Origin of the sequence: Gordonia terrae (genome assembly GCF_001698225.1) — a bacterium.
Taxonomy (GTDB): domain Bacteria; phylum Actinomycetota; class Actinomycetes; order Mycobacteriales; family Mycobacteriaceae; genus Gordonia; species Gordonia terrae.
On sequence record NZ_CP016594.1, the window covers coordinates 1,356,781 to 1,382,970 of the forward strand.

Here is a 26,190-nt window from a genome sequence, read left to right on the forward strand (position 1 = left end):
CATCTCACGGGTGCCGGAGGGCAATCTGCCCTTGGGGGCTGCTCAGGTGGATGAGACTTTCGCTCATCCGGCTGAGAAGCGGATGGCGGCGCGGATCTGGGCGGCGATCGCGCGGCCGGCGCCGAGGGGCCAGCGGTGCATGACGTAGTCGGCGGCGGCATCGACGGTGAGTTGGCGAGTGGAGTTGCCCGCGCGCACCCAGAACTCGGGCGGGTTGTTCTTGCCGGCCCGCAGATAGACCGGCCGCGGCGACGGCGAACACGTCACGCGGCACACCGGGACCGTTCCCGACTCCCCGGGCCGGGCGACCGATTCGACAGTGATCCCGACGGCCGCCGCCGTGTTCTGCCCGAGCGTGGTGGTCAGGAGATCGCGCAGCCAGAGCTCGAAGCGGTCGGCGTCGGGCACCTTCAACGTCGCGAAGTCGGGGTCGAGCCCGAGGGGTGTGCCGTCGTCGGCGACACCGATGAGCAGGGTCCCGCCGTCGGAGTTGAGGAACGCCGAGACCGTCTTGACGATCACCTGCTCCATCCGCGGGTCCTTCTCGCCGCTCCGCAGGTTCACCCGGGCGGTGGACTTGAACTCGAGCCGATCGGACTCACCGTCGGAGAGCAGTTGGGCGACTGAGGCATTGGATTGCCGCTGCAACCGTGCGGCGAGTAGACCATAGGCCCCCACCGCGACGATAGAGCTGATCAGTCCCAGCACGACCGTTGTCACGCTCCACACCCGGAGATGTTTGTCGACGAGGCCGGCGATGTAGAGACCGAGCGCGGTGCCGAGGATCGACAGGACCATCGCCGTGGTCGCGTCGAGCCGAGCGCGCCTACGCAGCAACCATCGCGCGACGACGCCGAATACCCACGAGACCACCAGCACCAGGACCAGCGCGGTGGCGGTCGCCCAGACCGGTACCGCGAATTCGATTCCGCCGATCGTTCCCACACCGTTTTATAGCCCGAAGCCGCGGTGATCGCGGCTTCGGGCTATGTATGTGCGGGTGGGGTCAGACGGCGTCGCCGCCGTCGATGCTGCCGAAGTCGCCGACCTCGACGTTGCCCTCGTCGTCGACGGCGGTGTCGAAGGTGCCGTCACCGTCGGTGTCGGCCACTGCGATGTCGGTGAGACCGTCGGCGTCGGTGTCGGCTTCGATGACGTCGATCTCGCCGTCGGCGTCGGTGTCGTAGGCGATGGAGTCGGCCTGGCCGTCGCCGTCGGTGTCGAGGATGGCGTCGGTGGTGCCGTCACCGTCGACATCGGTGAGTGCGGCGTCGACGGCTCCGTCGCCGTCGGTGTCGATGAGAACGGCGTCGGCGGGGATCTCGGTGCTCATGGTGGGGGTCCTTTCGGGAGTGGGTGCCGGGGGCGGCGTGTGCGGTTCTGGTTACTTGGAGTCGAGCGTGCCGGGGTTTGTTCCCGTCCGTTCCGAAGTCGCGGTGAGGTCATTCACCTGGGCGACGATCAGGGCCGCAACTCGACTATCGAAGGTCCGCAAGCAATTCGGACAAGATGGACCGCGCGCGCGAGATTCGACTGCGTACCGTCTGCAGACCGATGCCCTGCGCCTCGGCGATCTCCGAGTAGCTCAACTCGCCGTAGACGCGCAGCACGAAGGTCGCCCGGTAGGCGTCGGGGACCTGCGCCAACGCGTCGGCGATGCGGTCGGACACCACGACCTGCGCCGCGACGTCCAGATGGCTCATCGGGTCGTGATCGGCGATGTCGTCGGCGTCCGTGCGCTTGCGGATGCGGGCGAGCGCGGCGTTGGACCCGATCCGGTACAGCCAGGTCGACAGTTGTGCATCACCCCGGAAGTTGCCGATCGCGCGCCATGCGGCGACGAGCGCGTCCTGCATCGCGTCCTCGGCGTCGTGCTGGTTGCCGGTGATGCGTAAGCAGATGGCCCACAATCGGTCTCGGTGCTGTTCGACGAGTGTGGTGAAGGCCGCCTGGTCACCGGCGCGGGCACGCTCGAGCAGGTCTGCGCCGGAGGAGGATTCGTCGATCAACGACTGCACCCGCTCATCGTAGGACCGCCTCCCGGGCACGGCAGCGCATCGCGGTTTTCGATGCGGGCGATCTCAGAAGTCGTCATCGAGCGCTCCGTCGTCGAAGGAGTCGTCCGCAGAATGCTCGGAACCGCTGAAGACATCGTCGTCCTCGTCGAGGCCGGATGCCAGGTGATCCCCGGTCACGTCGTCCGCCGGCGGGTCGTCGAAGCCGCCGACGTCGGGGTCGGATTCGGAGTCGCCGTCGGAGTCCAGCGGATCCGGCCCGGGCGCCGCGGTCAGGTCGGTGGTGAGTTCGTATGACGGATCGAACGCGGTCTCGACGGCGGCGTCCCACGCGGCCTCGGGCACGCTCAGCTCGTCGGGCGGGTCGCCGGCACGTAGCCACGCCTCGAAGTCGTTCTCATCCAGATTGTCGGTCATGCTCTTCCGCCTCTGCTGGTGTGTCGGTCATCCGATATCGGTACCGATGGATTCGTCGACGCGCGGCGCCCGACACGGATACTGTCATCCGGTCGAGGGGTCGGCACGCCGACTCCGAGGGACATTCTCGGCATGTCCCTAGGAGTGTCGCCGAGCCCGGAATGTTCCCATCGGTCGACGAAAGTCTCGGGAGGTCGGATTCCGTGGAGCAGCGCATGACCGTGCGTGGCCGCGTGGAGCAGTTGCTCGACGAGGTCGGCCCGCTGTCGCCGGACACCGCGGGCCTGTCCGCCTTGCGCGCCCAACTGGCCGAGCCGTTGACCGTTGCGCTCGTCGGACGCGTCAGTTCGGGTAAGTCGACGCTGCTCAACGCCCTCGTGGGCGACCGCGTCGCCCCGACCGACCGCGCCGAGTGCACCCGCGTCGCCGCGCTGTACACCGAGGGCAACCCGCAGCGGGTCGAGGTGATCGGCCTCGACGGTACGGTCACCGAACTCCCCGGCCCCATGCGCGGCGACCTCGGCCGGCCACCCGAGGAGATCGACCACGCGATCGTCCACACCCCGTCCCGGTTGCTGCGTGAGCGCTTCCGGGTCGTCGACACCCCCGGCCTCTCCGGATTCACCGACACCGCCGAGATCGCCACCCGTCGGGTGTTCGGCCGACAGGGGAGGCTGGCCCGACCGGACGTCATCCTCTTCCTGCTCGACGACGCCGCGGGCCCGAAAGCCGACGAGGTCGCGTTTCTCGCCGAGGCCGGTGCGTCGGCGCAGAACACGATCCTGGTGATCTCGCAGGCCGACCTCATCGCCGCCGACAATCCGATGCTCAAGGCCCAGGAGATCGCGCGCCGGGTGTGGCGACGGTTCCCGGCGATCGCGGGCGCGGTGGTCGCGGTGTCCGGACTGATGGCCGAGGCCGGGGTCTGCGGGGTCACCGAACGTGAGACCGCGCAGATCTCGCGGCGCGGGCAGCTCGAGTCGTGGGAGTTGCTGACCATCCTCGACGGCGGGATGCCCGCTCCGCCGGGCATCGACGTCGATGAACTGGGCCGGCTCGAGCAGCTCGTGGGGACCTATGCGATGGATGCCGGGGGTGAGATCGCACAGCAGGGTGCGCGAGCGTACTGCGGATGGCTGCACCGGGTTTCGGGCATCGACGAGTTGCGGCTGGCGATCGGACGTCGATTCCTCGCCGTCGGCGACATCCTCAAGGCCCGCACCGTCCTGGCGGCGCTGCGCGAGACCGCCTACCGCAGCCCGCGCCGCGACGTCTTCCTGGAGGCCATCGACGAGGCCGAGACGTCGCCGGCCCTGCACCGGTTGCGCGAGGTGTCCGCACTCGAGGCCCTCGCGCGGTGGCAACCCGACAGCGACCTGGTCGGCGAGCTCAATGTCGTGGTCGCGAGTCGTGATGTGCGGGTGCTGTTGTCGCTGCCGCCGACCGCCGGACCACCGCAGATCGCCGACGCCGCGCGAGCGCGGGCCACCGACTGCCGGTCGAGGCGCGCGTTCGCTGCGACGTCGGCGGAACGCGAGGCGCTGCTGGTACTCGAGCAGACCTATCAACTCGTCCGGCGCGGACTCTGGGTCAACTGACCGATGGTGAACGAGGAGCAGGCTGTGACCACCAGCGAACCCGGGCCGGCCAAGGGATTGGTGAAGGCGCCGGCGAAGACCACGACGCCGACACCGGAGGCGGTCTTGCGCACCGCGATCGACGCGTTGCGCAAGCACGGTGAGGACGCGATCGCCGACCGGGCGCTGCGGGTCCGCGACCGGCCGGCGCCGCAGGGCACCGTGGTGGTCATCGGTGAGGTCAGCCGGGGCAAGAGCTCGCTGGTCAACACCCTCCTCGGGGTCGGCGACCTCGCGCCGGTCGACGCCGAGATCACCACCTCGGTCTACGTCCGGTTCACGCCCGCCACCGACGACGTCCCCGCCGGGACCGCGCTCGTGGAGTTCCCCGGTGCCGCCCACCGGATCCCGGCCGCCGAGCTCGCCGAGTGGGTGACCGTCGGCGGACGCCACGCGGCCGGCGTCCCCGCGGAACGTCTCGCGCCCGGTACAGCGATCGATTCGGTTCTCGTGCCACCGGTCTCGGCACGCGTGGGTGTCGACGCCGTGGTGCTGCCCGGGGTCACCGTCGTCGACACACCCGGTGTCGGGTCGCTGGTCCCCGAACACGTCGAGGCTGCCGTCAGCGCGGCTCGCGGAGCGTCCGTTCTGGTCATGGTGTGCGACGCGACCGCACCGCTGAGCGCACCCGAACTCGACTTCCTGCGCAGCGTCAGCGAAGAGGTCGCATCCGTGGTGCTGGTGGTCACCAAGACCGACCTCGTCATGCGCCAGTGGCGGACGATCGTGGCCGAGAACCGAAAGCTGATCGGCGCCAACGCCCCCCGCTTCGCCCACATCCCGATCATCGGCGTCTCCAACCGCATCGCCGCCCAGGCCGCGGCGATCACCGACCCCGACCGTCGCGAACGGGCCCTCGCGGCCTCCGGCGTCCCCGAACTCGTCGACGCCCTGACACCGCTGGTCCGCGACGGGGCCACGTCCCCGGTGCGCAACGCGCTGCAGCTGACCTTCGCCGGCCTCGACGACGTCCGCACGCGTCTCGTCCTGGAGATGAAGGCCGCGACCGCGACCCCCGCCGAGCGCGCTGAGATCGAAGCCGAGCGCGACCGACTCCAACGTCTCAAGGATCGCCGTCGGGAGTGGCGGGCGCGCCTCACACAGGACATCACCGCGGCGTCGCTGCGGACCGACGACCTCATGCGCGATCGCTTCGACACGCTGCTCGGCCAGTGGTCCACGCGGATCGACAAGCTGCGCTTCTACGAACCGCACCGGGCGGGTCAGGAGCTGATCGCGCAGATGACCGTCGATCTCGAGGCCGCCGCTCGTGAGGTGAGCGCCTCGTTCGTCGCCGGCATCGAGCGGATCGCCGACGCGCTGTTCGCCGACGCCGCCATCTCCGAGGAGCTCGTCGGGCAGATCGCCGGCGGAGCCGGCGAACTCAAGCTCCGTGAGCAAGAGAAGATCTCGCCCTGGAAGAACATGGTCGACCCGATCCTGCTGTCCATCGTCGCCGCGGGCGGCCCGCTGGCGATCATCCCGGTGGTCAATGTTGTCGCGGTACCGGTGTGGGCGGGTGTGGTGGTGGGGTTCCGCGCGTCGAAGGTGGGTAAGGAGAACCACCGCAAGTGGTTGACGAAAGCGGTCAACGACATGAAGGCCGACGTCCGGTCCCAGCTGCAGTCGATCAAGGCGCAGGCGAGCGGTGATCTGCAGATCGCCTACGACGAACTGCTCGAGCGGCTCCTGGCCGAGTCGACGAAGATCCTCAACGACGCCGCGGCGGAGTCCAAGAGATCGGCGGCCGAGCGCGAGAAGACGGCCGCGGATCTGCGTAATCAGATCGTCGCCGTGGACAACGTGCGCAAGGCGATCGCCCGCGCTCTTCGAGCGCCCACCGGATGAATGCCGGTGTCGTGTGCAACGATTTGCACCTGAGGAGGTGACCACGTGGCGCAGGAGAGCAGGCGGCGACTGTGTATCGACTTCGGCACCAGCAACACTGCGGCTGCGTACCGGGTCGGGCTGGGCGAGCCGGTCATCGTGCCGCTCGGACAGGGCGGACCCGCGATGCCGTCGGCGGTGTTCGCGGGGGACGGGTCCGTCGTCGTCGGTCACGATGCGGTGCTGCGGCGGCTGCAGGCCCCCGACGCCTTCGAGGACACCCCGAAGTCGCGTATCGACGATGGTGAGATCGAGCTCGGTGACCGCTTCTGGCCGGTCGAGGATCTGATCGGCGCCGTCCTGCGACATGTGCATCAGATCGCGTTGCGCCACAGCGGACTGCCTGCCTTCGACTCGATCGTCATGACCCATCCCGACCGCTGGAGCGAGCGGCGCAAGAACGTCCTCCGACGCGCGGCCGGCCGGGCCGGAATCCCTGCCGAGACGCTGCGAATAGCGTCCGAATCACTGGCTGCCGCTTGGTATTACGTCTACCGCGGGTACGACGTCAGCGTTGCCGAACGGATGTGCGTCTTCGACTTCGGCGCCGGCACGTGCGACGTGGCGCTCCTCGTCCGCGACGGTGTCGACGGGTTCACCGTCACCGGCTCGGGTGGCGACAACCATCTCGGCGGCCGTGACCTCGACGCCCGGATGATCCGCTGGGTGCACGACGAGGCCGCCGAACTCGATCCCGACCTCCCGGGCCGACTCCGCGCCCCGGCGGCCGCGATCGCCCTGGCCGATCGGGTGCGGACGGCGAAGGAAGCACTGTCCGACACCGCCCAGGCCGTCATCGAACTCCCCGGCACCCGGCACACGTTGCTGCTGACCCGGCGCGAGTTCGAGTCGATGATCGGGCCGTTCGTGGAACGGGCCGTCGAGCTGACCCGGGATGCGATCGCCCGCGCCGACGCCGCCGGCACGGGGCCGGGCGGACCCGTCATCGTCTACGTGACGGGCGGGACCAGCAGCATTCCGATGCTGCAGTCCGCGTTGTCGGCGGTGGGTCGCGTCGCCCGGATCGGCGACCCCAAGGTCGTCGTCGCGCAGGGCGGGCTCCTCCGGTCGACCAATGTCGTCCAGGGCGTCGACACACAGAAGGTCGGCGCGGAGGTGTCGGCTCGCCGTATCGCCTTCCCGCAGCTGCCGGCCGGCTCGGTGATCGCGGGTGTCACCGTGCGCGACGGGCAGGTCGTGCGCGTAGGCGAGCCGCTGGCCACCGCGGACTCCCCGGCCGGCCGGGTGACGATCGACGCGCCGGTCGCGGGCACTCTGCACGGTCTCGACCTCCGGCCGGGCGTGGCCGTTCAGCCGGGGGCGGTCTTCGCGGCCGTCGGGCCGGCCGGTCTGCGGCCCGACCAGTGGCCGCGGTTGCACCGCACACCGGCCGGGACCTCGCCGGTGCGGGGCCACTCCGGTCCCGTGCCGCCGGCTCCGCACCGCGTCGTCCCGCAACCCGTTCCTGCGCAACCCGTGCTCGCGCAACCCGTTCCAGAGCAACCGGAGAAGGTGAACGGGTTCGGTCTGGCCGGATTGATCGTGGGTATCCTGGGCTTCCCGCTGTGTCTGGGCACGATCGTCGGGCTCGTACTCACGGTCGTGGGGATCACGCGGGCCGGCGGACGACGCGATGCCCTCACGACGACGGCGCTGGTCGTCAACGTCCTCGGTGCCGTCGCCTGGGTGGCGTTCGTCATCTGGGCGGTCGTGAGCGGCTGAGGCCGGGTTCATTCGGCCCGCTCGCTCCGCTCCCGGCGCCGTCGCCCGTCAGGGGTGGCTGTCGATGTCGAACTGCCGCCACTCGGCGTCCCATCGTCGTGACCGGTGCTGATCGGCGACCATCCGGACGAGCACGGTCGAGCCCCACCAGCCGAGCACGACGAGCATCCCCACCGCGGCCCCGGCGATCAGGCCCTCCATCACGGCGTCCGTGGTGGTGACGGGTGGGTCCACCACCGAACCGGAGTCGTCGAGCCAGACGACCCGGACCCGACCGACCGAGTCGAGCGGCTCGGCGCCGACGGCTGCGGTGAGTCGGTGACCGTTCGGGTCCTGCCACGCCACGGTGGTGAGGCCGGCGTCCGCCCCGCCGCCGCTCTGGGCGCTGCCCTGGCCGGGCGTACGAATGATCGTCGCGCTCACCGAATGTCGGGGTTCTTGATGTTCCGCGGCAGCCTTGTGCGCCGCATAGGTGTCGCCCCCGATGGTCAGGGCGATCATCATTCCCGCGACGGCGGCCAGCCACAGCATCACCAGCGTTGCGGTCTCCAGACGGTCGCCGCGGCGGACCAGACCGTTCGACGATGCGTGCATGACACGCCAGCTGTGGAGTTCGCGGGCGAGGAATCGCAGCATGTGCACCCTCCTGTGCCGTTCGCCCCTTACATGGTCGCGGGCGGGCGATCGCCGGGACAGGGCCTTTGGTCCCTATGCGCGCGGCGATACCCGTGTTTCAGTCATTCGACTCACAAACTACCCCGACACCGCGTATTCTCACGGTGCGTCACGGTGGCCGGCATCGCGCGGGGGGTGCCGGGGCGTTGGGGGTCGACTCGAGGGGCATCACATCGTGGCCCTCGTCGGTGTTCATGAATGTCACTGTTCGTGATTGTCACTGTTCATGGTCTATGTGGAGGGGTTCAGTTGACCAGCGCATTGTCTGTGCGTGCATCTAGACGTGGTGCACGCACGTTTCTCACCTCGTCGGCGATCGTCGAGGCGATCGGTATCGAGGAGTCGATCGTCCTGTCCGGGTACGCGGTGCTCGCCGAGAACCCCGCGGAGTTCGGGGTGACCGCCGATCTCCTGGGGGAGGTCGACGCCGCCATACGACGCCACCGGGCGATCGTGGCGCGGCTTCGGCTGATGCACGACGAAGCCGTTGACGCCGAGCGGGATTCGTCTCCGCGCGATGAGGCGCTCGCTGTCCTTGGGCTCGCCGGACCCGACGCCGACGCGGACTCTGCCGTCGGCATCGTGGAAGGTCCCGCTGACCGGCGGCCGCCTCTGGTCGCGGTGGCTCTTCTGGTCTCCGCGGCCCACGCGTTGACCGACCCGACGAACTGCGGGACCGCTTCTCCGGCACTCAATCTCATGCCGCCGCCGCTGCATCGGGACCGAGCACTGCTGGAGAAGGTGCTGACCGACGCCGTGGCGACGTCCGATGCTGCCGCGCGGGCGGAACTCGCCGCTCACATCGCCGCCGCGAGTGCGGTCTTCGCCGAGGCCGGTCACGGATCCGACCGGCGGCTCTCCGTGCTGCGCTACAACCCGCACTCGTTGCGCACATCGTGCCGTGCGGCGGGCCTCGGTGAGGTCGAGGTCTGTATCGCCGACTGACCGGTGACCTGACAACCGGCGGTTACCCTGGGCGTCGTGACCACTTCGGTTCCACAGCGCTATCGGTGGCTGCTGCACGTCGATCTCGACCAGTTCCAGGTGGCGGTCGAGAGGTTGCGGGCTCCCGAACTCGTCGGGGTGCCGGTGATCGTCGGCGGCAACGGCGATCCGACCGAGGCCCGCAAGGTGGTCACCTGCGCGTCGTATGAGGCGCGTGACGTGGGTGTTCGTGCGGGTATGCCGTTGCGGGCAGCACACCGCAAGATGCCCGACGCGGTGTATCTGCCGCTCGACATGAGTGCCTACGATGCCGCGTCCGCCGACGTCATGGACGTCTTGCGCGCCACCGGCCACCCCGTCGAGGTCTGGGGCTGGGACGAGGCCTACCTCGGGGTCAACGCCCGCGGAGCGGAGGTCGATCCGTTCGACGACGAGGCCATCGTCGACCTCGCCGAACGGATCCGGTCGGAGATCCTGGACCGGTGCGGACTCACGAGTTGCGTCGGGATCAGTGACAACAAGCAGCGGGCGAAGATGGCCACCGGGTTCGCCAAACGGCCGCCGGGCGACGGGGCGAACGGCGCCGACGCCCCGCGGGTGTTCCTGCTCGACGATCGCAATTGGCTGGATTTGATGGGGGACAGGCCGACTCGCGATCTGTGGAGCGTCGGGCCGAAGACGGCGTCGAAGCTGACCGCCGCCGGCGTCACCACGGTGACCGAGCTGATCGCCACCCCTCGCGACGATCTCATCGCCATGTTCGGTCCGCACCAGGGCAATTGGCTGTACGTGCTGTGCCGCGGCGGCGGCGACTCGGCGATCACCGTCGAACCCTGGCTGGCCCGTTCGCATTCCAAGTCCCGGACCTTCGCGACCGACCTTAGCGACGCGACCGAGATGCGGGCTGCTGCCGGCGAACTGCTTCGTGAGTTGCTCGATCAGGTCGTCGGCGAGGAGCGACTGCCGTTCCGGGTCGCGGTCACCGTCCGCACCACGACCTTCTACACCCGCACCAAGTCCCGGAAGCTCCCCGCCCCGAGCCTCGACTTCGCAGAACTCGAGTCGGTGGTCGCCGACCTGCTCGCCAGATTCGACATCGACCGCCCGGTTCGACTCTTGGGCGTCCGCCTCGACCTCGTCACCGACGACGAACCCGCTGCTCACTGATCCGAGAGAGTGGCTTCGACACGGCTCCTCGCTGCGCTCGGTGCCGGCTCAACCAGCGGGACATCGACCCCGTGACCCCCCTGCTGGTCGAGCGACCCCCCTGCTGGTCGAGCAGCGTCGACCCCCTGCTGGTCGAGCAGCGTCGACCGAGCGAAGCGAGGACGCCGCGCCCGTCGAGGCCACTTGGCGACCGGCCCCGCGATCCCAGCCAGAGACTTCGACCAAACCCGCGCTACCCCGACGCCACGATCAGGGGCACGAGCTGTTCGGCAGCGGTCCAGGCGCCGTGATGGCCGAGCATCATCGACTCCATCGTCTCGCGGGTGCTGCGGGTGAGGGTGGTGGCGCCGCGGGCCACCGCGACGACGTCACCGATGCGTTGTGCGACCGCATCACTCACCACCGGGCCGAACCATTCTTCGTCGATGGTCTGCTCTCGGGACACCACGTGCGCGGCGTCGCCCAGGTACGACGACCAGCCGGCCAGGACGTCGTCGGCCGAACCCGGCGACGCGTAGACGTGGCGGACCCGTGCCTCGCCGGCCACGGCGTCGACGCCGTCGAGCAGCGCGGGCGCGGTGTCGATGTCGATCGCCCGGTCGGCGGTGATCATCCCGTGGTCGCCGGTGACGAGAAGGGTTGTCCCATCGCCCAGTTCGGCGGCGAGGTCGGCGACAAGGCGCTCCACGACGCGCAACTTCTCCAGCCACTCCGGTGATCCCGGCCCGTGGATGTGGCCGGCCATGTCGAGTTCGCTGTAGTAGGCGTACACGAAGCGTCGGTGGCGGCTTCGTCGGCGCAGGGTGGTCAGCACGGCCTCGCGGATGCCGTCGGGAGTCACGGCGGGCAGGAACTGGCCCGCGGCGCGGAACGCGGCCATCGTCAGGCCGGTTCCGCGGAACTCGCCGGGCATCACATAGGTCACTCGGACGCCGTCGGCGGCAATATCTTCCAGACTGCCGCGTTCGGTTCGGACGAGGGCCGGGGGATAGGTCATCAGCGCGGACGGACCCGACGCGTTGTCGAGAGTCCACCGGAGCGAGTTGAGCACGCGCCGGGACCCGCGGGTGCGGCATTCGTCGCCCGGGCGGAAGCTGTACCCGATGATCCCGTGCACGCCGCACGATGTCCCGCCGGTGAGGCTCAGGATGCTGGTGGCGGTGGTGGCCGGGAACCCTGCCCGCAGCGTCGTCGAGGTGAGCTCGCGCAGTGTGGGTGCGTGGTCGGCGTACTCGTCCAGCAGCGTCGCACCGAGTCCGTCGATCAGCAGCACCACGACCGAATCACCCGGCGGCACAGTCGGACCCGCGCCCGCAGCGGTGACCCCGAGCGCAACCGACGCCGCCGGGAGGACGTCGGCGAGCGTGTGAGGAAAGGTGTGCCAGTCGGCCGGTGCCAGTTCGGCAGGAGCCACATCTGCGTCCGTCACCGGGCCCCCGAGCCGGCCGGACCGAACACATAGTGTCCGGAACGCAGGAAGCGCACGTCGCGGCGAGCGTCTCCGTCGACGAGCAGCGGCGAGAGGGCATCCCGCAGCGCGATCCGCCACCGGGCGGCGTCGAGTGGTGCGCTGACCCGCATCGACTCGACGTCCCGCGGAACTTCGACGACGACGCCGGCGTCGGGGGTGACGCGATCGTGGTGCGCGACGGGTCGGGATGGCTGGTCGGCATCGATGATCGACACCGCGCCGTCGGCGAGCACGTCGTCCACCGACACCGGGGAGGCGGACGGGGCCGCGGCGTGCAGATTCCAGGACATGAGCACCCGGTCGGAGTCGGCATCGCCGCCCAATTCGTCGCCGAGTTCGCCGTAGAAGTCCTCGTAGTAATGCACCGGCGTCGCACCCAGTTTGGTGAGGTTGAAGTAGGCGTTGCGCGCGACGAGCGGATCGAAGGTCCAGGTGATCGTCGACAGTCCGCGCTCCAGTGCCCAGCGGCGCTGGTGCATCTTCAGCGCGTAACCGACCTGGTGGCCACGGCCGCGTCGGGTGACCCCGGTGATGTGGCTGTGCAGGGTCTCGCCGACGGGCGCACCGAAGAACGCGACGCTGCCACCGGCGAGGTGGTCGCCGATGAACGCGCCGGCGACGTAGTTGCCGGCGTGGGTGAGCGCCCGCAGCATGTCGGTCCCCACGGGCCGGTTCGTCGGGTCGGGCCGCCACACGTCGTCGAAGATCCGCAGAAGGTCCTCGAGCTCGTCGGGGGACGAGAGTTCACGAACCTCCACACCGAGGCTTGCATCCGACATGGGAACGATTCTGTCACCGCCCGGCGACACCGTGGTCGGAGATGGCCCAGTCCACCGATCTAGGATGAGCCCCATGCCCCACACCGTCCGACCGCCCGACGCGTTCTCGCGCGCCGCCGCGGCCGGTGTGGTTCCCGCGGTCGCGGTCGCCGCGCACGGTGCGGCGAGCGGAGCGATCCCGAGTTCGTCGGGCATCCTGCTGAGCGCCGCGATCGGTGCGATCGCGGCGATGCTGCTCGCGCCGCGCCGAGGACGACTCACGACGGCGGCGGCGTCGACCACGCTGGTGCTCTCCGTCGCGCAGGCGGCGAGTCACTGGGCTCTCGCGCTCGACGCGGGGCACGCCGCCCACGACGCCTCGACGCTGCCGATGCTGCTCACCCACCTGGTGGCGATCCCGCTCAGTGCGGTCCTGATCGTCGTCGGTGCGCATCTGCTGTCGTCGATCGGCACGGTGATCCGATCCCTGATGCCGCCGGTCGCCCTCGCGGCGCGTCCGACTGCACCGGTCTTCTGGACGCAACCGTGTGTTCTGTCCGCACCTGCGCTGTGCGGCACCGGTGTTCGCGGACCGCCCGGCACGTTCTGACGCGCCTGACCCCCGATCGCCCAGATCTGGGGTCGATGCGTGCGTCCACGCGCCCGATCCAGACAAACATCGAAAGACACTCCTGATGAAATCCAGTTCTCCGCGGGCCACGATCGCCCGCCGCCTCATCGCGCCCGCAACCGCCGCTGCCGTCGTCGGTCTCGCCTCCTTCACGGGTGCGGGTGCCGCGTCGGCGCACGTCACCGCCAACGCACCGACGGTCACCCAGGGCGGGTACGGCGTCGTCACCTTCGTCGTCCCCAACGAGTCCGACGCCGCGGCGACGACCGCGCTGCGGGTGACGCTCCCCGGCCTGACCTCGGCCCGTCCCGAGGTGATGCCCGGCTGGAAGTCCGTCGTCACCAAGAAGGACGACAAGGTCACCGAGATCACCTGGACCGCCGACCCGGGTTCGCCCGGCGTGCCGGTGGGCCAGTTCGGTCAGTTCCGCTTCTCCGGCGGTCCGTTTCCTGAGCAGGAGACCGTCGAACTGCCGGCGTTGCAGACCTATGCCGACGGTGAGACGGCCGACTGGAACCAGCCGACGCCCGCCGACGGCCCCGAGCCGGAGAAGCCCGCCCCGACCCTGACGCTGGCGCCCGACACCGGCGAGGGCCATCACGGCGGCTCGCACTCCGCCTCGACGACGGGCACCGCCGACGAATCGGACACCTCCGAGTCGTCGGCATCGTCTGAGGACTCCGCCGCCCGGTGGCTCGGCGGCATCGGCCTGGTGGTCGGCACTCTCGGCGCGGTCATCGGCGTCGCGGCGCTGACAGCCCTGCGACGCAACGGCCGTGGCGGCGGCGATGCCTGACCGTCGCGCGCCGGTTCGACGCGTCGTCCTGGTCCTCGCGACGCTGCTGTGTCTCGGGCTCGTCGGGTCCTGGGCGGCGGCCCCGGCGTCGGCGCACTCGCGGCTGGTCTCCTCCGACCCGGCCGAGGGCGCGACGTTGCAGACCGGCCCGCAGACGGTGACGCTGACCTTCAACGAGTCGATCCAAGAGCCGTACGCGGTGCTCAACGTCGTCGGACCCGACGAGCACTACTGGCAGTCCGGTGATCCGGTCGTCGACGGACCGAACCTGCGAGTCGACGTGCGCGAGCTCGGCCCGGCCGGGCGGTACGTCGTCAACTACCGGGTGACGTCCGCTGACGGCCACGTCATCAGCGGGCAGCGCACCTTCGAGCTCGCGGTCGCCGGCAACGGCGAGCCGGGCCCGGCGATCGAGGCCGTCGACGCGTCGTCGGACGAGGGAATCCCGGTGTGGTGGTTCATCGCCGGTGCCGCGGTCGTGTTGATCGTCGGACTCGGCGTCGTGTTCTGGGTGAGCCGGCGACCGTCGACACGGAGCTGACAGCAGATGACCGTCCGCAACGGGTTCATCCTGGTGGTGACCCTCGCCGGCGGTCTGATGGTGAGCTTCGTGCTCGCCCGTCCCGACGGTCCGGACCTGGTCGCCGTGCCCACGACCCTCGCACTGGGTGTGTCAGTGGTATTGCTCGGACTGGGCGCCCTGCCGACGGTCGACGCCGAGCCCTCGACCAGAGTGATCGGCCTGCTGGCCGGGGTCTGGGTTCTGGCAACGCTGGTCGGCGCCTGGGTCCGGACAGCCGATCGGGCGGGCATCGAGGTGCTCGACGTCAAGGCAGGCGACTTCGGTGACGTCCTGTTCTCGGGCGCGCCCGAGATGGTGGCGCTGGTCGCCGGGCTGCTGGTTCTGGTGTGGGTGGTCCTGGATCTGCTGACCGGGGTCGAGATCCCCGTCCTCGTGGTCGGCGCGCTCGCGGCGATCGGGGTGCTCGCCACCTCGATCGCAGGGCACGCCGGCAACGACTCGTGGGGTCCGTTCCTCATCGGTGCACACGCGCTGGCCGCGGCCTGGTGGTGCGGTCTGCTCGCGGCGATGCTGATCTCGGTGCGCGGCCGGTCCGGTTGGGCGCGCAGTCTGCCGGTCTTCTCCGGCCGCGCACCGTGGGCGGTCGGAGTGCTCACGGTGACCGGCCTGATCTCCGGACTGGTCGAGATCGACGGCCCGGCCAACCTCGTGAGCAGCGGCTACGGCCGCATCCTGCTCGCGAAGGCCGTGGTGCTCGTGATTCTCGTGGGCCTCGCCGCGTGGCACCGGCGACGCTGGCTACCGGCCGTGCAGCGGCACCGCAGCAGTGAGACGGCTTCCGTCCGTGCCGCGGTCGTCGAACTGGCGATCATGGCCGTGGCGCTGGGTCTCGCCGCCGGGCTGTCGGCCACGGCGCCGATCCCCGCCTGACCATTCCGCTGGTTGAGCAGGTGACTTTTTCTGCTGGTTGAGCTGGTGACTTTTTCTGCTGGTTGAGCCGGCTCCGAGCGTAGCGAGGCGCCGTGTCGAAGCCACTGCTTTCGGGTCGCCAGGTGGTCTCGACGGGCGCGGCGTCCTCGCTTCGCGCGGTCGACGCTGCTCGACCAGCAGGGGTTGCGCAGGTGACTTTTCCGCTGGTTGCGCAGGCGACTTTTCCCGGCTGGTTGAGCCGGCTCCGAGCGTAGCGAGGCGCCGTGTCGAAGCCACTGGGCGACCACTGGAGTGGTCTCGACGGGCGCGGCGTCCTCGCTTCGCTCGGTCGGCGCTGCTCGACCAGCAGGGGTTGCGCAGGTGACTTTTCCTGCTGGTTGAGCCGGCTCCGAGCGTAGCGAGGCGCCGTGTCGAAGCCACTGGGCGACCGCTGGGAGTGGTCTCGACGGGCGCGGCGTCCTCGCTTCGCTCGGTCGACGCTGCTCGACCAGCAATGGGTTGCGCAGGTGACTTTTCCCGCTGGTTGCGCAGGTGACTTTTTCTGCTGGTTGAGCCGGCTCCGAGCGCAGCGAGGCGCCGTGTCGAAGCCACTGGGCGACCACAGGGGAGTGGTCTCGACGGGCGCGGCGTCCGCGCTTCGCGCGGTCGGCGCTGCTCGACCAGCAGGGGTTGCGCAGGTGACTTTTTCTGCTGGTCGAAGCCACTGGTCCGCGCACGACGTCGGTCGCCCCTACTCGACCAGGGGAAAACTCACTCGCCCAGCGGCGGCCGCGACTGGTCCCACAGTGCGAGGAGTTCGTCGATGATGTCGGTCGCCATGTGCAAAGTGCTGAGGTGACTTTCGCCGGGCATCTCGAACAGTTTCGCGTCGGGCAGCAGCGACACCATGTGTTCCCCATGGGCGTACGGGATGATGTGGTCGTCGTCGCCGTGCCACCAGCGCACCGGCACGGTGACGTCGCCGACGCGGAAGCCCCAGTCCCGTGCGAACACCACGACGTCGGCGAACGGTGCGGCCATCCGGCGGCTGCCGCCGTGGAGCAGGTCGTCGAGGAACATGGCCCGGAACTCGGGGCGTGCCAACAGTTCTCGATCCGCCTGCGGGGACAGCCGACCGTAGATGGTGATCGCGGGTTCGGCGATCGGCCGGGCGAAACCGAGAGCGACGCTGAGTACCTGGCCGATCGGGGCACCGGCGACGCTGACGAGTGGCGCCAGCAGTGTGCCGAGTCGCATGGCGCCGCCCTCGATCCGGTCGGGCCCGACCGTCGGCGCGACGCCGCCGAGGATCCCGGCCGCCGTCACCCGGTCGGGCATGGCGTGCGCGACCCCGAGTGCGTAGGGTCCGCCGCCGGAGAGTCCGATGATCGCGAAGTCGTCGATGCCCAGGGCCTCGAGGACCTCGGCGAGGTCGGGCGCGAAGTCGGCGACGTTGTCGTATCGATGGGGGGTCGACGACCCCACGCCCGGCCGATCCAGTCCGATGAGCCGGACCTTGCGTTCCAACGCATACGCGCGCGCCTCGACGGGGATCTGGCGCCGCGCACCGGGTGTCCCGTGCAGCCAGACGATGGCCCGTCCGGTGGCCGATCCGTACTCGGCGAATCCGATCCGACGACCGCCGTCCGCAACGGCGATCGACCCCTCGATTTTCGGACGGGCGATGTCGATCATGTGATCAGCATCTCACGTACCGTTGACTGCGTGATCCCCGAGTTCGTGCACGGCACCGCGCGCGCCATCCGACACGTGTTCACCCCTTACCCGGCCCGGGACATCCCGGAAGGCCGGATGGTCGAGCTCCCCGGGCGCGGACGCGCCTTCGTCACCGACTCGGGCCCGCGCGACGCTCCGGCGGTCTTCCTCTTGCACTCGGTGCTGACGACCGGGTTGCTCTGCTGGTACCCGACGATCCCGGCGATCAACGACCGCTACCGCGTCATCACCCTGGACGCGCGCTGGCACGGTCGCGGGATCGAATCCGAGACGTTCGACCTGCGTGACTGCGCCGACGACGTTGTCGCGCTCGCCGATGTCCTGGGCATCGACCGGTTCACGGTGGCCGGGTTCTCGATGGGCGGGGGCATCGCTCAGCTGGTGTGGCGGCGACACCCCGAGCGGGTGGCCGGCCTCGTGCTGTGTTCGACCGGCCCGTACTTCAGTACCCACGATCCCCGGCATCGCGCGTCGTCGGAACGCATGGGACGCATCCTGCGCCCGGTGTACCGGGTCCTGCCGCGGGTGTCCGACAAGAGCCTCGACAAGGCAGCCCACACCACCGTCTGGGCGCTTCGGCAGTTCTTCTCGACGCCGCTTGCGCATCTCGGCGATTTCGGAAACGGGCTGGGGGAGTTCGATTCCCGAGGTTGGCTGCACGAGGTCGACGTCCCGACCGCCGTGGTCGTCTCCACCCGCGACCGGGTGGTCGAGCCCGAGCGTCAGCAGTTGCTGGTCGACGGCATCCCCGGCGCACGGCGGTTCGAGGTCGACGGCGGGCACGCGTGCTGTGTGCTCGGGGCCCGGTTCTTCATCCCGCCGTTCACCGAGGCGGTAGACGCGGTGTCCGAGGCATCGAACACTGCAGTCACAGAGGCTCCGGTCGGCTGACGACCCAGGGGCGAAGTCGGCCGTCGATCAGGCCGAGAGTTTCGCTCAGGAATCGGCGCGAAGAGCTGCGCTGAGTCGGCCGACGGCAAAGACTCGGGGGTCTGTTCCGGCTCGGTGAGCCCAGTGAGGCTTGCCGTCGAGCATGGCCGGTTCGAAAAGTCGGCCACCGATGTCCGGCCACACGACGTGGTGATAACCGGTGAGGTCTCCTTGAACAAGGTCGGCCGTCCAGTAGATCGCCTCGTCTTCGGTGCAGTCCGAAGGAGTCGGTTCGTCAGTCGAAATGAACCCGGACTCTTCGCCGTCGCGCATTACGTGGACCTCGACCATCAGCAGGCGGTCCGGGGAAGTGAATATGTGCCACGAAGCCTCGCGGAGTTCGACGACACCCGACAACAACCCGCACTCCATGTCGTGGCCGACGACGTGAATCGCTGTCGTCCAGGCCTCGGGTGGTGTCCCCGGTGTGCCATCGATTCCGCGCCACTCGCCATGCCAGTCTTTCCGCCAGTGCGACGCGGAGTCGCGGAATTGCTGGGCGAAATCCACGAAGTCTGTCCAGCGAGTCATGGAGCGATTGTGCCCCGGCGCGTTGGTCGACCGTGGACATCACGCGGTGAACGATCCCACCACCATTGCCTTTCATCAACTTTTGGTTGTTAGTGACCGTCCTCAGGTCGGGCTCGTTAACGATCGTCAAGCGACCCTTGCTGATCAACAGGAAATAATTGTGAATAGTTGTGCCGCACTAGTTTTCGGAATCACACTAGGACGGCCGACCCAGTATCCATCTCCCGATGTCCGCTGCAAATGTGTGACATAAGTCAAGTGATTCGGTGCACGGTGATGGACCTGGGCGAGATCCGATCGCGCTCGCGATGACAGATCAAATGTACTGCTGCGCAGAAATATCCGATACTTAGGATGTTTCTGCAGCGGGCCGATCGCGGGCCGCGGATCGTTCCCTTGATCAGACGAACACCGGGGCGACGTGCTCCAACAACTTTCTTTTTAGCGTTACTCTGCTTGTAGTTCGCGATTCGGACGCCAGGGGGGCCACGGGGGTGGCGGCGAGTCGCGGCCGGCGCCGACGCTCGATGCTCAGGCGCCGTCCTGGGGAGGGCTCATGACTGTTCTTGATTCTGTCGCGCCTGCGTCACCGCCGTATGCGGACGCCGACGCCGACACCGGCACGGCTGCGCCGACCGCGCACCACACCGGCCGGCGTCCATGGCGGGAGACCCTGACCGCACCTCGCGAGATGTCGATGGGCGTTCGCTACGCGTCGACGATGGGTGCGGGCATGCTGGCGTTCGCCCCGGCGATCGCCGCCGAGTTCGATGCGCTGCGCCAGGGGTCGCCGACGGCGTATCTGCTGTTCGTGCCGCTGTGGTGTCTGATGATCGCGTTCGGGCTCGATGTGTCGTCGCGCGGCCGCGAGATCGGGGACGGCGAGTTCGACCGGATCCTGGTCGTCGTGGTGGGCGGCGCGCTCGGCCTCACCGCGGCGCTCGTCATCCCCCGGGTGCCTGCCGTGGCGGCGTTCTGGCACGCCGATCTGATCCCGTTGCTCATCTGGGTGTTCGCGGCGTCGATCGTGGTGTTCGGAATCCGGCGGGTTGTCCGCGATTACCTCGTCTGGTTGTTCCTGGTGACGTGCTTCCCGCCGAACTACCTGCTCATGGGGCAGCTTCTCGGCGGTTCGACCGTCGCGTTCGGCCTGTTGTCCGTGGCGGTTGCCCTCGTCGTGACGTTCATGTCCCTGCGTCGTCATCCGCGCGTCGCCATTGTGACCGCCGTGGTGTCGGGGGGTGTCGGAACCATGTGTGTGCTGGTTGTCCAGCACACACCGATCCTGGCCTACACGGTTCCCACAGCGGTGGTCACCGCGACCGCGATCGCCGTGCGATTCCGTTTCGGCAGAGCCGGTTCGGCGCACGCCGGGTTGCCCGAGCAGTCCGTCGCCACGCTCGCGTCGGCCTGGTTGGTGGCATTGGCGATCCTCGCGATGATGCCGCTCGCGCCGGATTCACCGAAGCCCGTGGCGTCACCGCCGATCGGTGCGGAGTGGCTCGAACAGATGCGGACGCTCGGCATCGGCATCACCGAACCAGAGGTGTTCGACTGGGGTCCGCGGGTCATGGGTTCCGGTGGCGACGTGCGCCGGTACCGGGTCACGACGGGGCAGACCGGCCCCGCGGACAGACCGCTGTCCACCGCGTATCTCGACGTCTACTCCACCACCGATCTGGGGCGCTTCTCCAGCTACCGTCGTGGACTGTGGTACGAGACGGTGCCTCCGGCGACGATCTACGCGACGCCGGCCTCGTCGAATGGGCGACACACCCAGATCGGCAGTATCGCCAACACTCTCGAGTCGGTACGCACCTCGGATGAGGCCCTGTGGACCGGTCGGTTCTGGGGGTGGCGAGTTCCCACGCCGGCCGGCGAGCGCTACTACGCCATCTACCTCATGGCGAACCGTGACCAGGCGAGTGGGTCGGATGTCGCGGAACCGCGGCCACCGAGCTACACCACCACCGTCGTCGAACCCCTCAGCTGGCTCGTGCGCGGTGGCACCGATGCCCGAGATCAGGTCGTCGGCAACCCCGACCTGGACCTCGCGCTGACCGACCTCGCCTGGTCGATGATCGACGCAGTCGAACGACCGTCGCGGTGAGCGTGTCCGGGCGTACCGGTTCGACTGCTGCCCATGTGACGGCGCTGTCGGCGCGCCATCCGCTGAGTCGTGGGCAGCGCCTCGGCCTGGTGGTCGTTGCGGTGGCGATCGCGGTCGCGTTCGCGCTGACGTGGCGGGTGTCGCTCGCGGTCGTTCTCAGTGTCTGCGCCGTGTACTTCCTGGCGTCGAGCATCGACAAGTTCGTGCTCATCACCCGCGGAATGTCCGGTCGGGGCGTCCTACGGGTGTCTGACGAGGACGCCCGGGTGATCCCCGACGACGATCTGCCGGTCTACACGGTCCTGCTGCCGGTGTACGGCGAGCCCGAGATCGTCACGAACCTGGTCGCCGGAGTCGGCAGGATCGACTATCCCGCAGACAAACTCGACATCTTTCTGGTCCTGGAGAGCGACGATCACGAGACGCGCGCCGCGGTCGAAGATGCCGATCTCGACGGGATCACCACGGTCCTGGTGCCGCCGAGCGAACCGCGGACCAAACCCAAGGCGTGCAACGTCGCCATGAGTCTGCCGTCGGAGCGCAGCGACATCGTCACGATCTACGACGCCGAGGACATTCCGGACCCGCTCCAATTGCGTAAGGCGGCTGCGGTGTTCGCCGCCTCCCCGCCGGACGTCGCCTCCGTGCAGGCGCGTCTCGGCTATTACAACGAGCGTGAGAACCTGCTGACCCGTTGGTTCGCGATCGAATACGACCAGTGGTTCTCCTACATGCTGCCGGCGCTGAGTGCGTCGAAGTGCGTCATTCCGCTCGGCGGGACGTCGAATCACATCCGCACCCACGTGCTGCGTGAGGTCGGCGGGTGGGACGCCTACAACGTCACCGAGGACGCCGATCTCGGAATCCGTCTAGCGCGCTACGGGTATCGAACCGTGGTCCTGGATTCGCTGACCGGTGAAGAGGCCAATGCCGACGTGGTGAACTGGGTCCGCCAGCGGTCGCGCTGGTACAAGGGCTATCTGCAGACGTTCCTGGTCCACACCCGCCGGCCACTCGACATGGTTCGGGAGATCGGACTCGTTCCCGCGCTGCGCATCTCGAACCTGACCGCGGGGATGCCGATCGCCAACACCCTCAACCTGTTGTTCTGGGCGCTGCTGCTGGTGTGGTTCGCGGGCAAGCCCGACTTCATGCACTCGTTGTTCCCAGGGCCCATCTACTACCTGTGCCTGCTCATGTTCACCGTCGGCAACCTGGCCACCATCATGCTGGGCGTCGTCTCCGCGCGCACCCAGGGCAAGCCGTTCCTGCTCGGCGCAGCTCTCCTCGTCCCCGGCTACTGGTTCCTGCAGTCCATGGCGGCGATCAAGAGTATGGCCCAACTCATCTACAAACCCTCCTACTGGGAAAAGACCGTGCACGGGCTCTCTGCCATGCCCGGTGTCCCCGCACCGCCGAAAGGTTCTGAAGATGCCTAGCAAGACCCGTGTCCTCCGCCGCATCTGGTGCGCCGTCGTGGCGGCCCTGATCGTCGGAGGGGTTGCGGTGGCACCTGCCGTCGCCGCCCCGGGGGACGGACCCACGACGCTCGACTGGCGACAACTCGGGATGGGCAACTCGGTGTCGTTCGACAGCGCCGACGTCCCGGTCGGTGTGAGCATCCCGGTGCCCGAGGGGATGTCACCGACCAGGCTGTCGGGAGTGGTGGCGTCGGCGACCAATGTGTCCGATGCCTTCATCCAGGTCGCCCGCTCCGATGGCACGATCGTCGGCACCGTCGTAGTCCCGCGATTCGGTCCGCGGCAGCTGAGCACACCGTTCTCGGTCCCGCTCTCTGCGGTGCCCGTCGGTGACAACGGCCGTGCGGATCTGCGTCTGACACTGCGGAACGGCGACGACGACTCCGTGTGTGGACCCATCCCGGACGTGTCTCTGACCGGCCTGAACGTCGCCTATGCCGGTGTTGCGTCGTCGCCCCGCACCATTCAGGAGTTCTTCGGCACCGTGGTCGGTGACGTCACGATCGTCACGCCCCAGGACCCGAGTGCAGCGGTCGCGCAGGCCACTCTGGGTACGGTTGCCGCGATCACGGATCACTATCGTCCGCAACGGGTGTCGATCGATGTCGTCGAGTCGGCCGGGACGCGCGTGCCGACCCCGGGCGGCCCCCTGGAGCGAACCGTCGTCATCGGCGAGGAGGATGGTCCGGGAGGTGTTCGTCTGGAACGTGCCGGACAACCGTCGGCTGCTCTGGTGATCGGCGGCAACGCCGACTCGCTGCCGGACCAGGTGGCGTTGTTCCGCGACGGGCTCACCGATCTGGCCCAGACCGGTTCTGCCGCCGTCGAATCGGTGTCAGGGCGTCCGGTACAGGGGTCGGATTCGGTGACCTTCGGCGAGTTCTCGGATCGATTGTCCACCGAGGTGCTCGGAATCACCACGCTGGTACTGGGTTTCGACCCGACGATGCTCTCGCTCGGACGTCCGGGTCTGGTGAACGTGCACCTGCTCGCGCGCTACACCCCGGTCCGGGAGGACGAGCGGGCGAACGTGCTGGCGGTCAGTGGCGGGGAGATCCTGCACACGAGCGCCCTGAACGCGTCGGGAAGCCTCGACACCGAATTCACCATTCCGGCTGCCCAGGTCGCGGCCAACGAACCGCTGGAGTTCCGGATCTCCTACGAACCGGGACCAGGTGCGTGCTCGCCGCGGAGTGTGCCGCTGAGCTTCCAGATCGACCCGTCGTCGACGGCGTCGTCGAGCACGACACCGGTTCGGATGGGCGGGTTCTCGTCGATCCCGCTGGGCTGGCAACCGACTGTTCAGGTCGCGCTGGACGACACGAACCCCGCCCAGCTCGACGCAGCTGCCGAGCTGATCGCGTCGGTGCAGCGGAGTTCGGTGACCCCGTTGGCGCCGGTGCTCGTCCCGCTCGAGCAGGCGATCGCCAGCAACACCGGCGCGCTCGTGGTGGCGTCGGCAGCGAACGCGCGTCCGCTGAATCCGCCGATCAACTCCGAGGATTCGTCCACCCTCGTCGATCTGCCGGCGCAGGTCCGGCTGGCGATCCCCGAGGGGCTGGGAACCATCCAGGCGTTCGCGCAGAACTCACGAACGGTCGTTCTCGTGAGCACATCGGGCTCGTGGGATCTCGTCGAGCCGCTGTTCACCTACCTTGATGAGCAGCAGGGTGATCTGGCGAATCTTCGAGGGGACGTGGTGGTGGCCGGGCGAGCGGGTCAGGCCGAGCTGATGACGATCCGGGCCGACGGCCCGCGGGCACAGGTCGATCAGGTCGGCACCAGCTGGCTGATGTGGCTGGGGATCAGCATCGCGGTGGTGGCAGTCGCGGTCCTCGTCGCGGTCGGGATCACCGTCTATCGCAGGCGTTCCGACGATCCGTCCGACGACGCCGGGCTCGACTCCCCGTGACAGTCGAGGTCCGTGAGCGTGCCGCGGAGACGACGACCGGTCCGGGGGCTGTCGCCTCGGGCCGTCGTCGGCTCACCCGGGTTCAGTGGTGGGGGATCTCCCTGTTCACCGGGCTGGCGTTCGCGTACCTCGCGGTCGGCGTCTATCTGTACCTGATCGTCGGGTACATCAACCCGGATGCGAGCAGTCGCGTCGGCAACGCCGGTTTCACGATCTGGAGCCGCGACCCACACCTGGGTGCGATCGGCTTCGTGTGGAATCCGCTGCCCAGTCTGGTCGAGATCCCACTGGTCGAACTGTCGGCGCACTGGCCTCTGAACCGGTGGCCGGAGCTGCGTCGCGTCGGGTTCGCCGGTGCGGTCATGAGTGCGTTGTTCATGGCCGGTGCGGGATGGCAGGTTCGACGCATCGCACTCGATTACGGCGTGGGCCGAGTTCTCCGGTGGGTGGCGGTTGCGACGTTCGCACTCAACCCGATGATCGTCCTGTATGCGGGAATGGGGATGAGTGAGGCCCCGTTCCTGTTCTTCTTGCTGTGGACCTGTCGTCGAATCCTGCTGTGGGTGAATCGGTTCCGCGTTGTCGATCTCGTCGTCGCCGGGGTTGCGCTGGGGCTGGCCTACCTGACCCGATACGAGGCGTTGCCGGTGGCCGCGGGTGTGGCGCTCGGCGTGTTCGTGATGTCGACTCGGCGGCACCGCCCGGCAGGGGTGAGAGGGCGCACTGCATGGCGGGCCGGCGCACCGTTCGGTCTGCACGATGCGACGATCGTGGCGTTGCCGACCGTGTTCGCGTTCGTCCTGTGGGCGGGGCTCGGATGGCTGCTCGACGGCAATGCGTTCTCCCAGTTCTCCTCCCAGTACGGCAACGCTGCTCAGGTGGAGGCGGCGGGGATCATCTCCGCCGAGGACGTCGGCGCCGGTCCGCTGGCCGAGGTCATCGCAGGCAATCTGCTTGGCATGCAACCGCTGCTGTTCGCGGTCCTGCCGATCGTCGGCTGGATCGCCGTTCGTCGGCACCGCGTCGACGCCGCCGTGGTGGGGGTGGTCTTCGGTTCGGTCCTGCTGTTCCAGATGTCTGCGGTGATCCTGGGGTCGACCTTCGGCTGGTTCCGCTTCTACATGGCGGCAACACCCCTGGTGGTAGTCGCCATCCTCGTCGCCCGAGGCCCCGGCTCCTTGAACCCTTTGCTCCCTGAGGTGCGAGGAGCGCAAGCGACGAGCCTCGAAGGGTCCTCCCTCGCCAACCCACGCTCCTTGAGCAGCGACCGGAGCTTGCGGAGGTCGCGTGTCGAAAGGACTTCGCTCACCGCATTCATGGCGCTCGTCCTCGTGACATCGCTGCCGGTAACCGCGACGTCGATGCTGACCCCGTCGCTCGGCAAAGAGGAGTACGGCCTGCGGTCGGCATTCTGGCCGGACCGATACCCGTCGTCGGAGTTCTGGTTCTACTGGTTCGGCGACGTGTCACGCAACGTCGCGGGATGGTTCGACGATCAAGCCCTGCCGCCGGGTTCGGTGCTCGTCGACACATTCGGCATCTCCCGGATCTGGCTGTTCTCCGACCGACCGGAGCAGTTCGTGGTCCGCAGCGATTACGACTTCTTCGCCAAGCTGAACGAACCGCGAGCGCAGGGCGTCCAATACATCCTGACCCCGCGGCCCACCGGCCTCGGCCGGCTCGACGCCATCAACGTGCGCTACCCGACGCTGTGGGACGACGGTGCCGAGATCGCCACCCTGGAGATGACGGTCACCAGTCCCAGCGGGACGCCGCAATTCCGTATCTATCGGATCAAAGGGTCGGGTTGAGCCTGATCTTCGCTGGTTGAGCGGCCACTGCTGGTGAGCGGCCACTGTGGGTGAGCCGCCTCGGTTAGTTGAGCGGCCTGCTGCTGGTTGTGCGGCCCGCTGGTTGAGCTTGTCGAAACCACCCC

23 protein-coding genes are annotated in these 26,190 nt (G+C 68.6%); 14 read left to right on the forward strand and 9 right to left on the reverse strand.

The window, feature by feature from the left end:
* Positions 1–63: 63 nt before the first annotated feature.
* From BCM27_RS06165 to BCM27_RS06180, 4 genes are all read right to left on the reverse strand, one after another.
* Positions 64–945: an AlbA family DNA-binding domain-containing protein gene (locus BCM27_RS06165; RefSeq protein WP_004023389.1), complete on the reverse strand. Its 882-nt coding sequence runs from the start codon at positions 943–945 to the stop codon at positions 64–66.
* 61 nt (positions 946–1,006) lie between these two features.
* The gene (locus BCM27_RS06170) at positions 1,007–1,333 is read right to left on the reverse strand and encodes a hypothetical protein (RefSeq protein WP_004021206.1); all 327 of its coding nucleotides are present in this window, start codon (positions 1,331–1,333) and stop codon (positions 1,007–1,009) included.
* A gap of 145 nt (positions 1,334–1,478) precedes the next feature.
* On the reverse strand, positions 1,479–2,018 hold the full coding sequence (locus BCM27_RS06175; protein ID WP_004023390.1) for an RNA polymerase sigma factor: 540 nt from the start codon (positions 2,016–2,018) through the stop codon (positions 1,479–1,481).
* A 63-nt stretch (positions 2,019–2,081) separates the two neighbouring features.
* Positions 2,082–2,432, reverse strand: a complete 351-nt coding sequence (locus BCM27_RS06180; RefSeq protein WP_004023391.1) for a hypothetical protein — start codon at positions 2,430–2,432, stop codon at positions 2,082–2,084.
* A gap of 215 nt (positions 2,433–2,647) precedes the next feature.
* Here BCM27_RS06180 and BCM27_RS06185 point away from each other — a divergent pair, with 215 nt between their 5' ends.
* The 3 genes from BCM27_RS06185 to BCM27_RS06195 are packed head-to-tail and all read left to right on the forward strand — an operon-like array spanning position 2,648 to position 7,678.
* Entirely contained in the window at positions 2,648–4,030 is a 1,383-nt protein-coding gene (locus tag BCM27_RS06185) for a dynamin family protein (protein WP_239450667.1), read from the forward strand.
* A 3-nt stretch (positions 4,031–4,033) separates the two neighbouring features.
* Positions 4,034–5,917, forward strand: coding sequence for a dynamin family protein (locus BCM27_RS06190; protein WP_004023393.1), 1,884 nt, complete (start codon positions 4,034–4,036; stop codon positions 5,915–5,917).
* Positions 5,918–5,962: 45 nt separating this feature from the next.
* Complete coding sequence (locus BCM27_RS06195; RefSeq protein WP_004023394.1) at positions 5,963–7,678, forward strand: Hsp70 family protein; 1,716 nt, start codon at positions 5,963–5,965, stop codon at positions 7,676–7,678.
* 48 nt (positions 7,679–7,726) lie between these two features.
* Here the strand turns inward: BCM27_RS06195 and BCM27_RS06200 are convergent, their stop codons facing one another.
* Positions 7,727–8,314 carry an Rv1733c family protein gene (locus tag BCM27_RS06200; RefSeq protein WP_004023395.1) on the reverse strand — a complete coding sequence of 196 codons (588 nt, stop codon included), beginning with the start codon at positions 8,312–8,314 and terminating at the stop codon, positions 7,727–7,729.
* Between the two features lie 306 nt (positions 8,315–8,620).
* Between BCM27_RS06200 and BCM27_RS06205 the strand changes: the two genes are divergently transcribed.
* Together BCM27_RS06205 and BCM27_RS06210 are read left to right on the forward strand one after the other, a co-directional pair.
* Positions 8,621–9,298, forward strand: a complete 678-nt coding sequence (locus BCM27_RS06205) for a hypothetical protein (RefSeq protein ID WP_033206441.1) — start codon at positions 8,621–8,623, stop codon at positions 9,296–9,298.
* Between the two features lie 36 nt (positions 9,299–9,334).
* Positions 9,335–10,465 (forward strand): DNA polymerase IV, encoded by a 1,131-nt coding sequence (locus tag BCM27_RS06210; protein WP_004023397.1) that lies wholly within the window; start codon positions 9,335–9,337, stop codon positions 10,463–10,465.
* A gap of 232 nt (positions 10,466–10,697) precedes the next feature.
* Here the strand turns inward: BCM27_RS06210 and BCM27_RS06215 are convergent, their stop codons facing one another.
* Complete coding sequence (locus BCM27_RS06215; protein WP_033206444.1) at positions 10,698–11,894, reverse strand: alkaline phosphatase family protein; 1,197 nt, start codon at positions 11,892–11,894, stop codon at positions 10,698–10,700.
* Positions 11,891–12,715: a GNAT family N-acetyltransferase gene (locus BCM27_RS06220; protein WP_004023399.1), complete on the reverse strand. Its 825-nt coding sequence runs from the start codon at positions 12,713–12,715 to the stop codon at positions 11,891–11,893. Before BCM27_RS06220 ends, BCM27_RS06215 begins: the two co-directional genes overlap by 4 nt.
* Positions 12,716–12,788: 73 nt before the next feature.
* Between BCM27_RS06220 and BCM27_RS06225 the strand changes: the two genes are divergently transcribed.
* From BCM27_RS06225 to BCM27_RS06240, 4 genes are all read left to right on the forward strand, one after another.
* Positions 12,789–13,304, forward strand: coding sequence for a YtxH domain-containing protein (locus BCM27_RS06225; RefSeq protein WP_004023400.1), 516 nt, complete (start codon positions 12,789–12,791; stop codon positions 13,302–13,304).
* 85 nt (positions 13,305–13,389) lie between these two features.
* Positions 13,390–14,121, forward strand: coding sequence for a YcnI family copper-binding membrane protein (locus BCM27_RS06230; protein ID WP_004023401.1), 732 nt, complete (start codon positions 13,390–13,392; stop codon positions 14,119–14,121).
* Positions 14,114–14,662, forward strand: a complete 549-nt coding sequence (locus BCM27_RS06235) for a copper resistance CopC family protein (protein WP_004023402.1) — start codon at positions 14,114–14,116, stop codon at positions 14,660–14,662. The genes BCM27_RS06230 and BCM27_RS06235 overlap by 8 nt, the downstream gene beginning before the upstream one ends.
* Before the next feature lie 6 nt (positions 14,663–14,668).
* A complete protein-coding gene (locus BCM27_RS06240; protein ID WP_004023403.1) occupies positions 14,669–15,574 on the forward strand; it encodes a copper resistance D family protein in 906 nt (301 codons plus the stop codon).
* A 750-nt stretch (positions 15,575–16,324) separates the two neighbouring features.
* On the opposite strand, the gene BCM27_RS06245 is transcribed toward BCM27_RS06240, so the two are convergent.
* Positions 16,325–17,248 carry an alpha/beta fold hydrolase gene (locus tag BCM27_RS06245; RefSeq protein ID WP_004023404.1) on the reverse strand — a complete coding sequence of 308 codons (924 nt, stop codon included), beginning with the start codon at positions 17,246–17,248 and terminating at the stop codon, positions 16,325–16,327.
* A gap of 30 nt (positions 17,249–17,278) precedes the next feature.
* Here BCM27_RS06245 and BCM27_RS06250 point away from each other — a divergent pair, with 30 nt between their 5' ends.
* Positions 17,279–18,181, forward strand: coding sequence for an alpha/beta fold hydrolase (locus BCM27_RS06250; protein WP_004023405.1), 903 nt, complete (start codon positions 17,279–17,281; stop codon positions 18,179–18,181).
* A gap of 45 nt (positions 18,182–18,226) precedes the next feature.
* On the opposite strand, the gene BCM27_RS06255 is transcribed toward BCM27_RS06250, so the two are convergent.
* Positions 18,227–18,751 (reverse strand): hypothetical protein, encoded by a 525-nt coding sequence (locus BCM27_RS06255; RefSeq protein WP_004023406.1) that lies wholly within the window; start codon positions 18,749–18,751, stop codon positions 18,227–18,229.
* A 556-nt stretch (positions 18,752–19,307) separates the two neighbouring features.
* On the opposite strand from BCM27_RS06255, the gene BCM27_RS06260 reads away from it, so the two are divergent.
* From BCM27_RS06260 to BCM27_RS06275, 4 genes are read left to right on the forward strand one after another with little or no spacing between them, the layout of a single operon-like run.
* The gene (locus tag BCM27_RS06260; RefSeq protein ID WP_004023407.1) at positions 19,308–20,861 is read left to right on the forward strand and encodes a hypothetical protein; all 1,554 of its coding nucleotides are present in this window, start codon (positions 19,308–19,310) and stop codon (positions 20,859–20,861) included.
* Positions 20,858–22,300 carry a glycosyltransferase family 2 protein gene (locus BCM27_RS06265; RefSeq protein WP_004023408.1) on the forward strand — a complete coding sequence of 481 codons (1,443 nt, stop codon included), beginning with the start codon at positions 20,858–20,860 and terminating at the stop codon, positions 22,298–22,300. The genes BCM27_RS06260 and BCM27_RS06265 overlap by 4 nt, the downstream gene beginning before the upstream one ends.
* Entirely contained in the window at positions 22,293–24,254 is a 1,962-nt protein-coding gene (locus BCM27_RS06270; RefSeq protein WP_004023409.1) for a hypothetical protein, read from the forward strand. Before BCM27_RS06265 ends, BCM27_RS06270 begins: the two co-directional genes overlap by 8 nt.
* Positions 24,251–26,065: a glycosyltransferase family protein gene (locus BCM27_RS06275; RefSeq protein WP_004023410.1), complete on the forward strand. Its 1,815-nt coding sequence runs from the start codon at positions 24,251–24,253 to the stop codon at positions 26,063–26,065. Before BCM27_RS06270 ends, BCM27_RS06275 begins: the two co-directional genes overlap by 4 nt.
* The last annotated feature ends 125 nt before the right edge of the window (positions 26,066–26,190 follow it).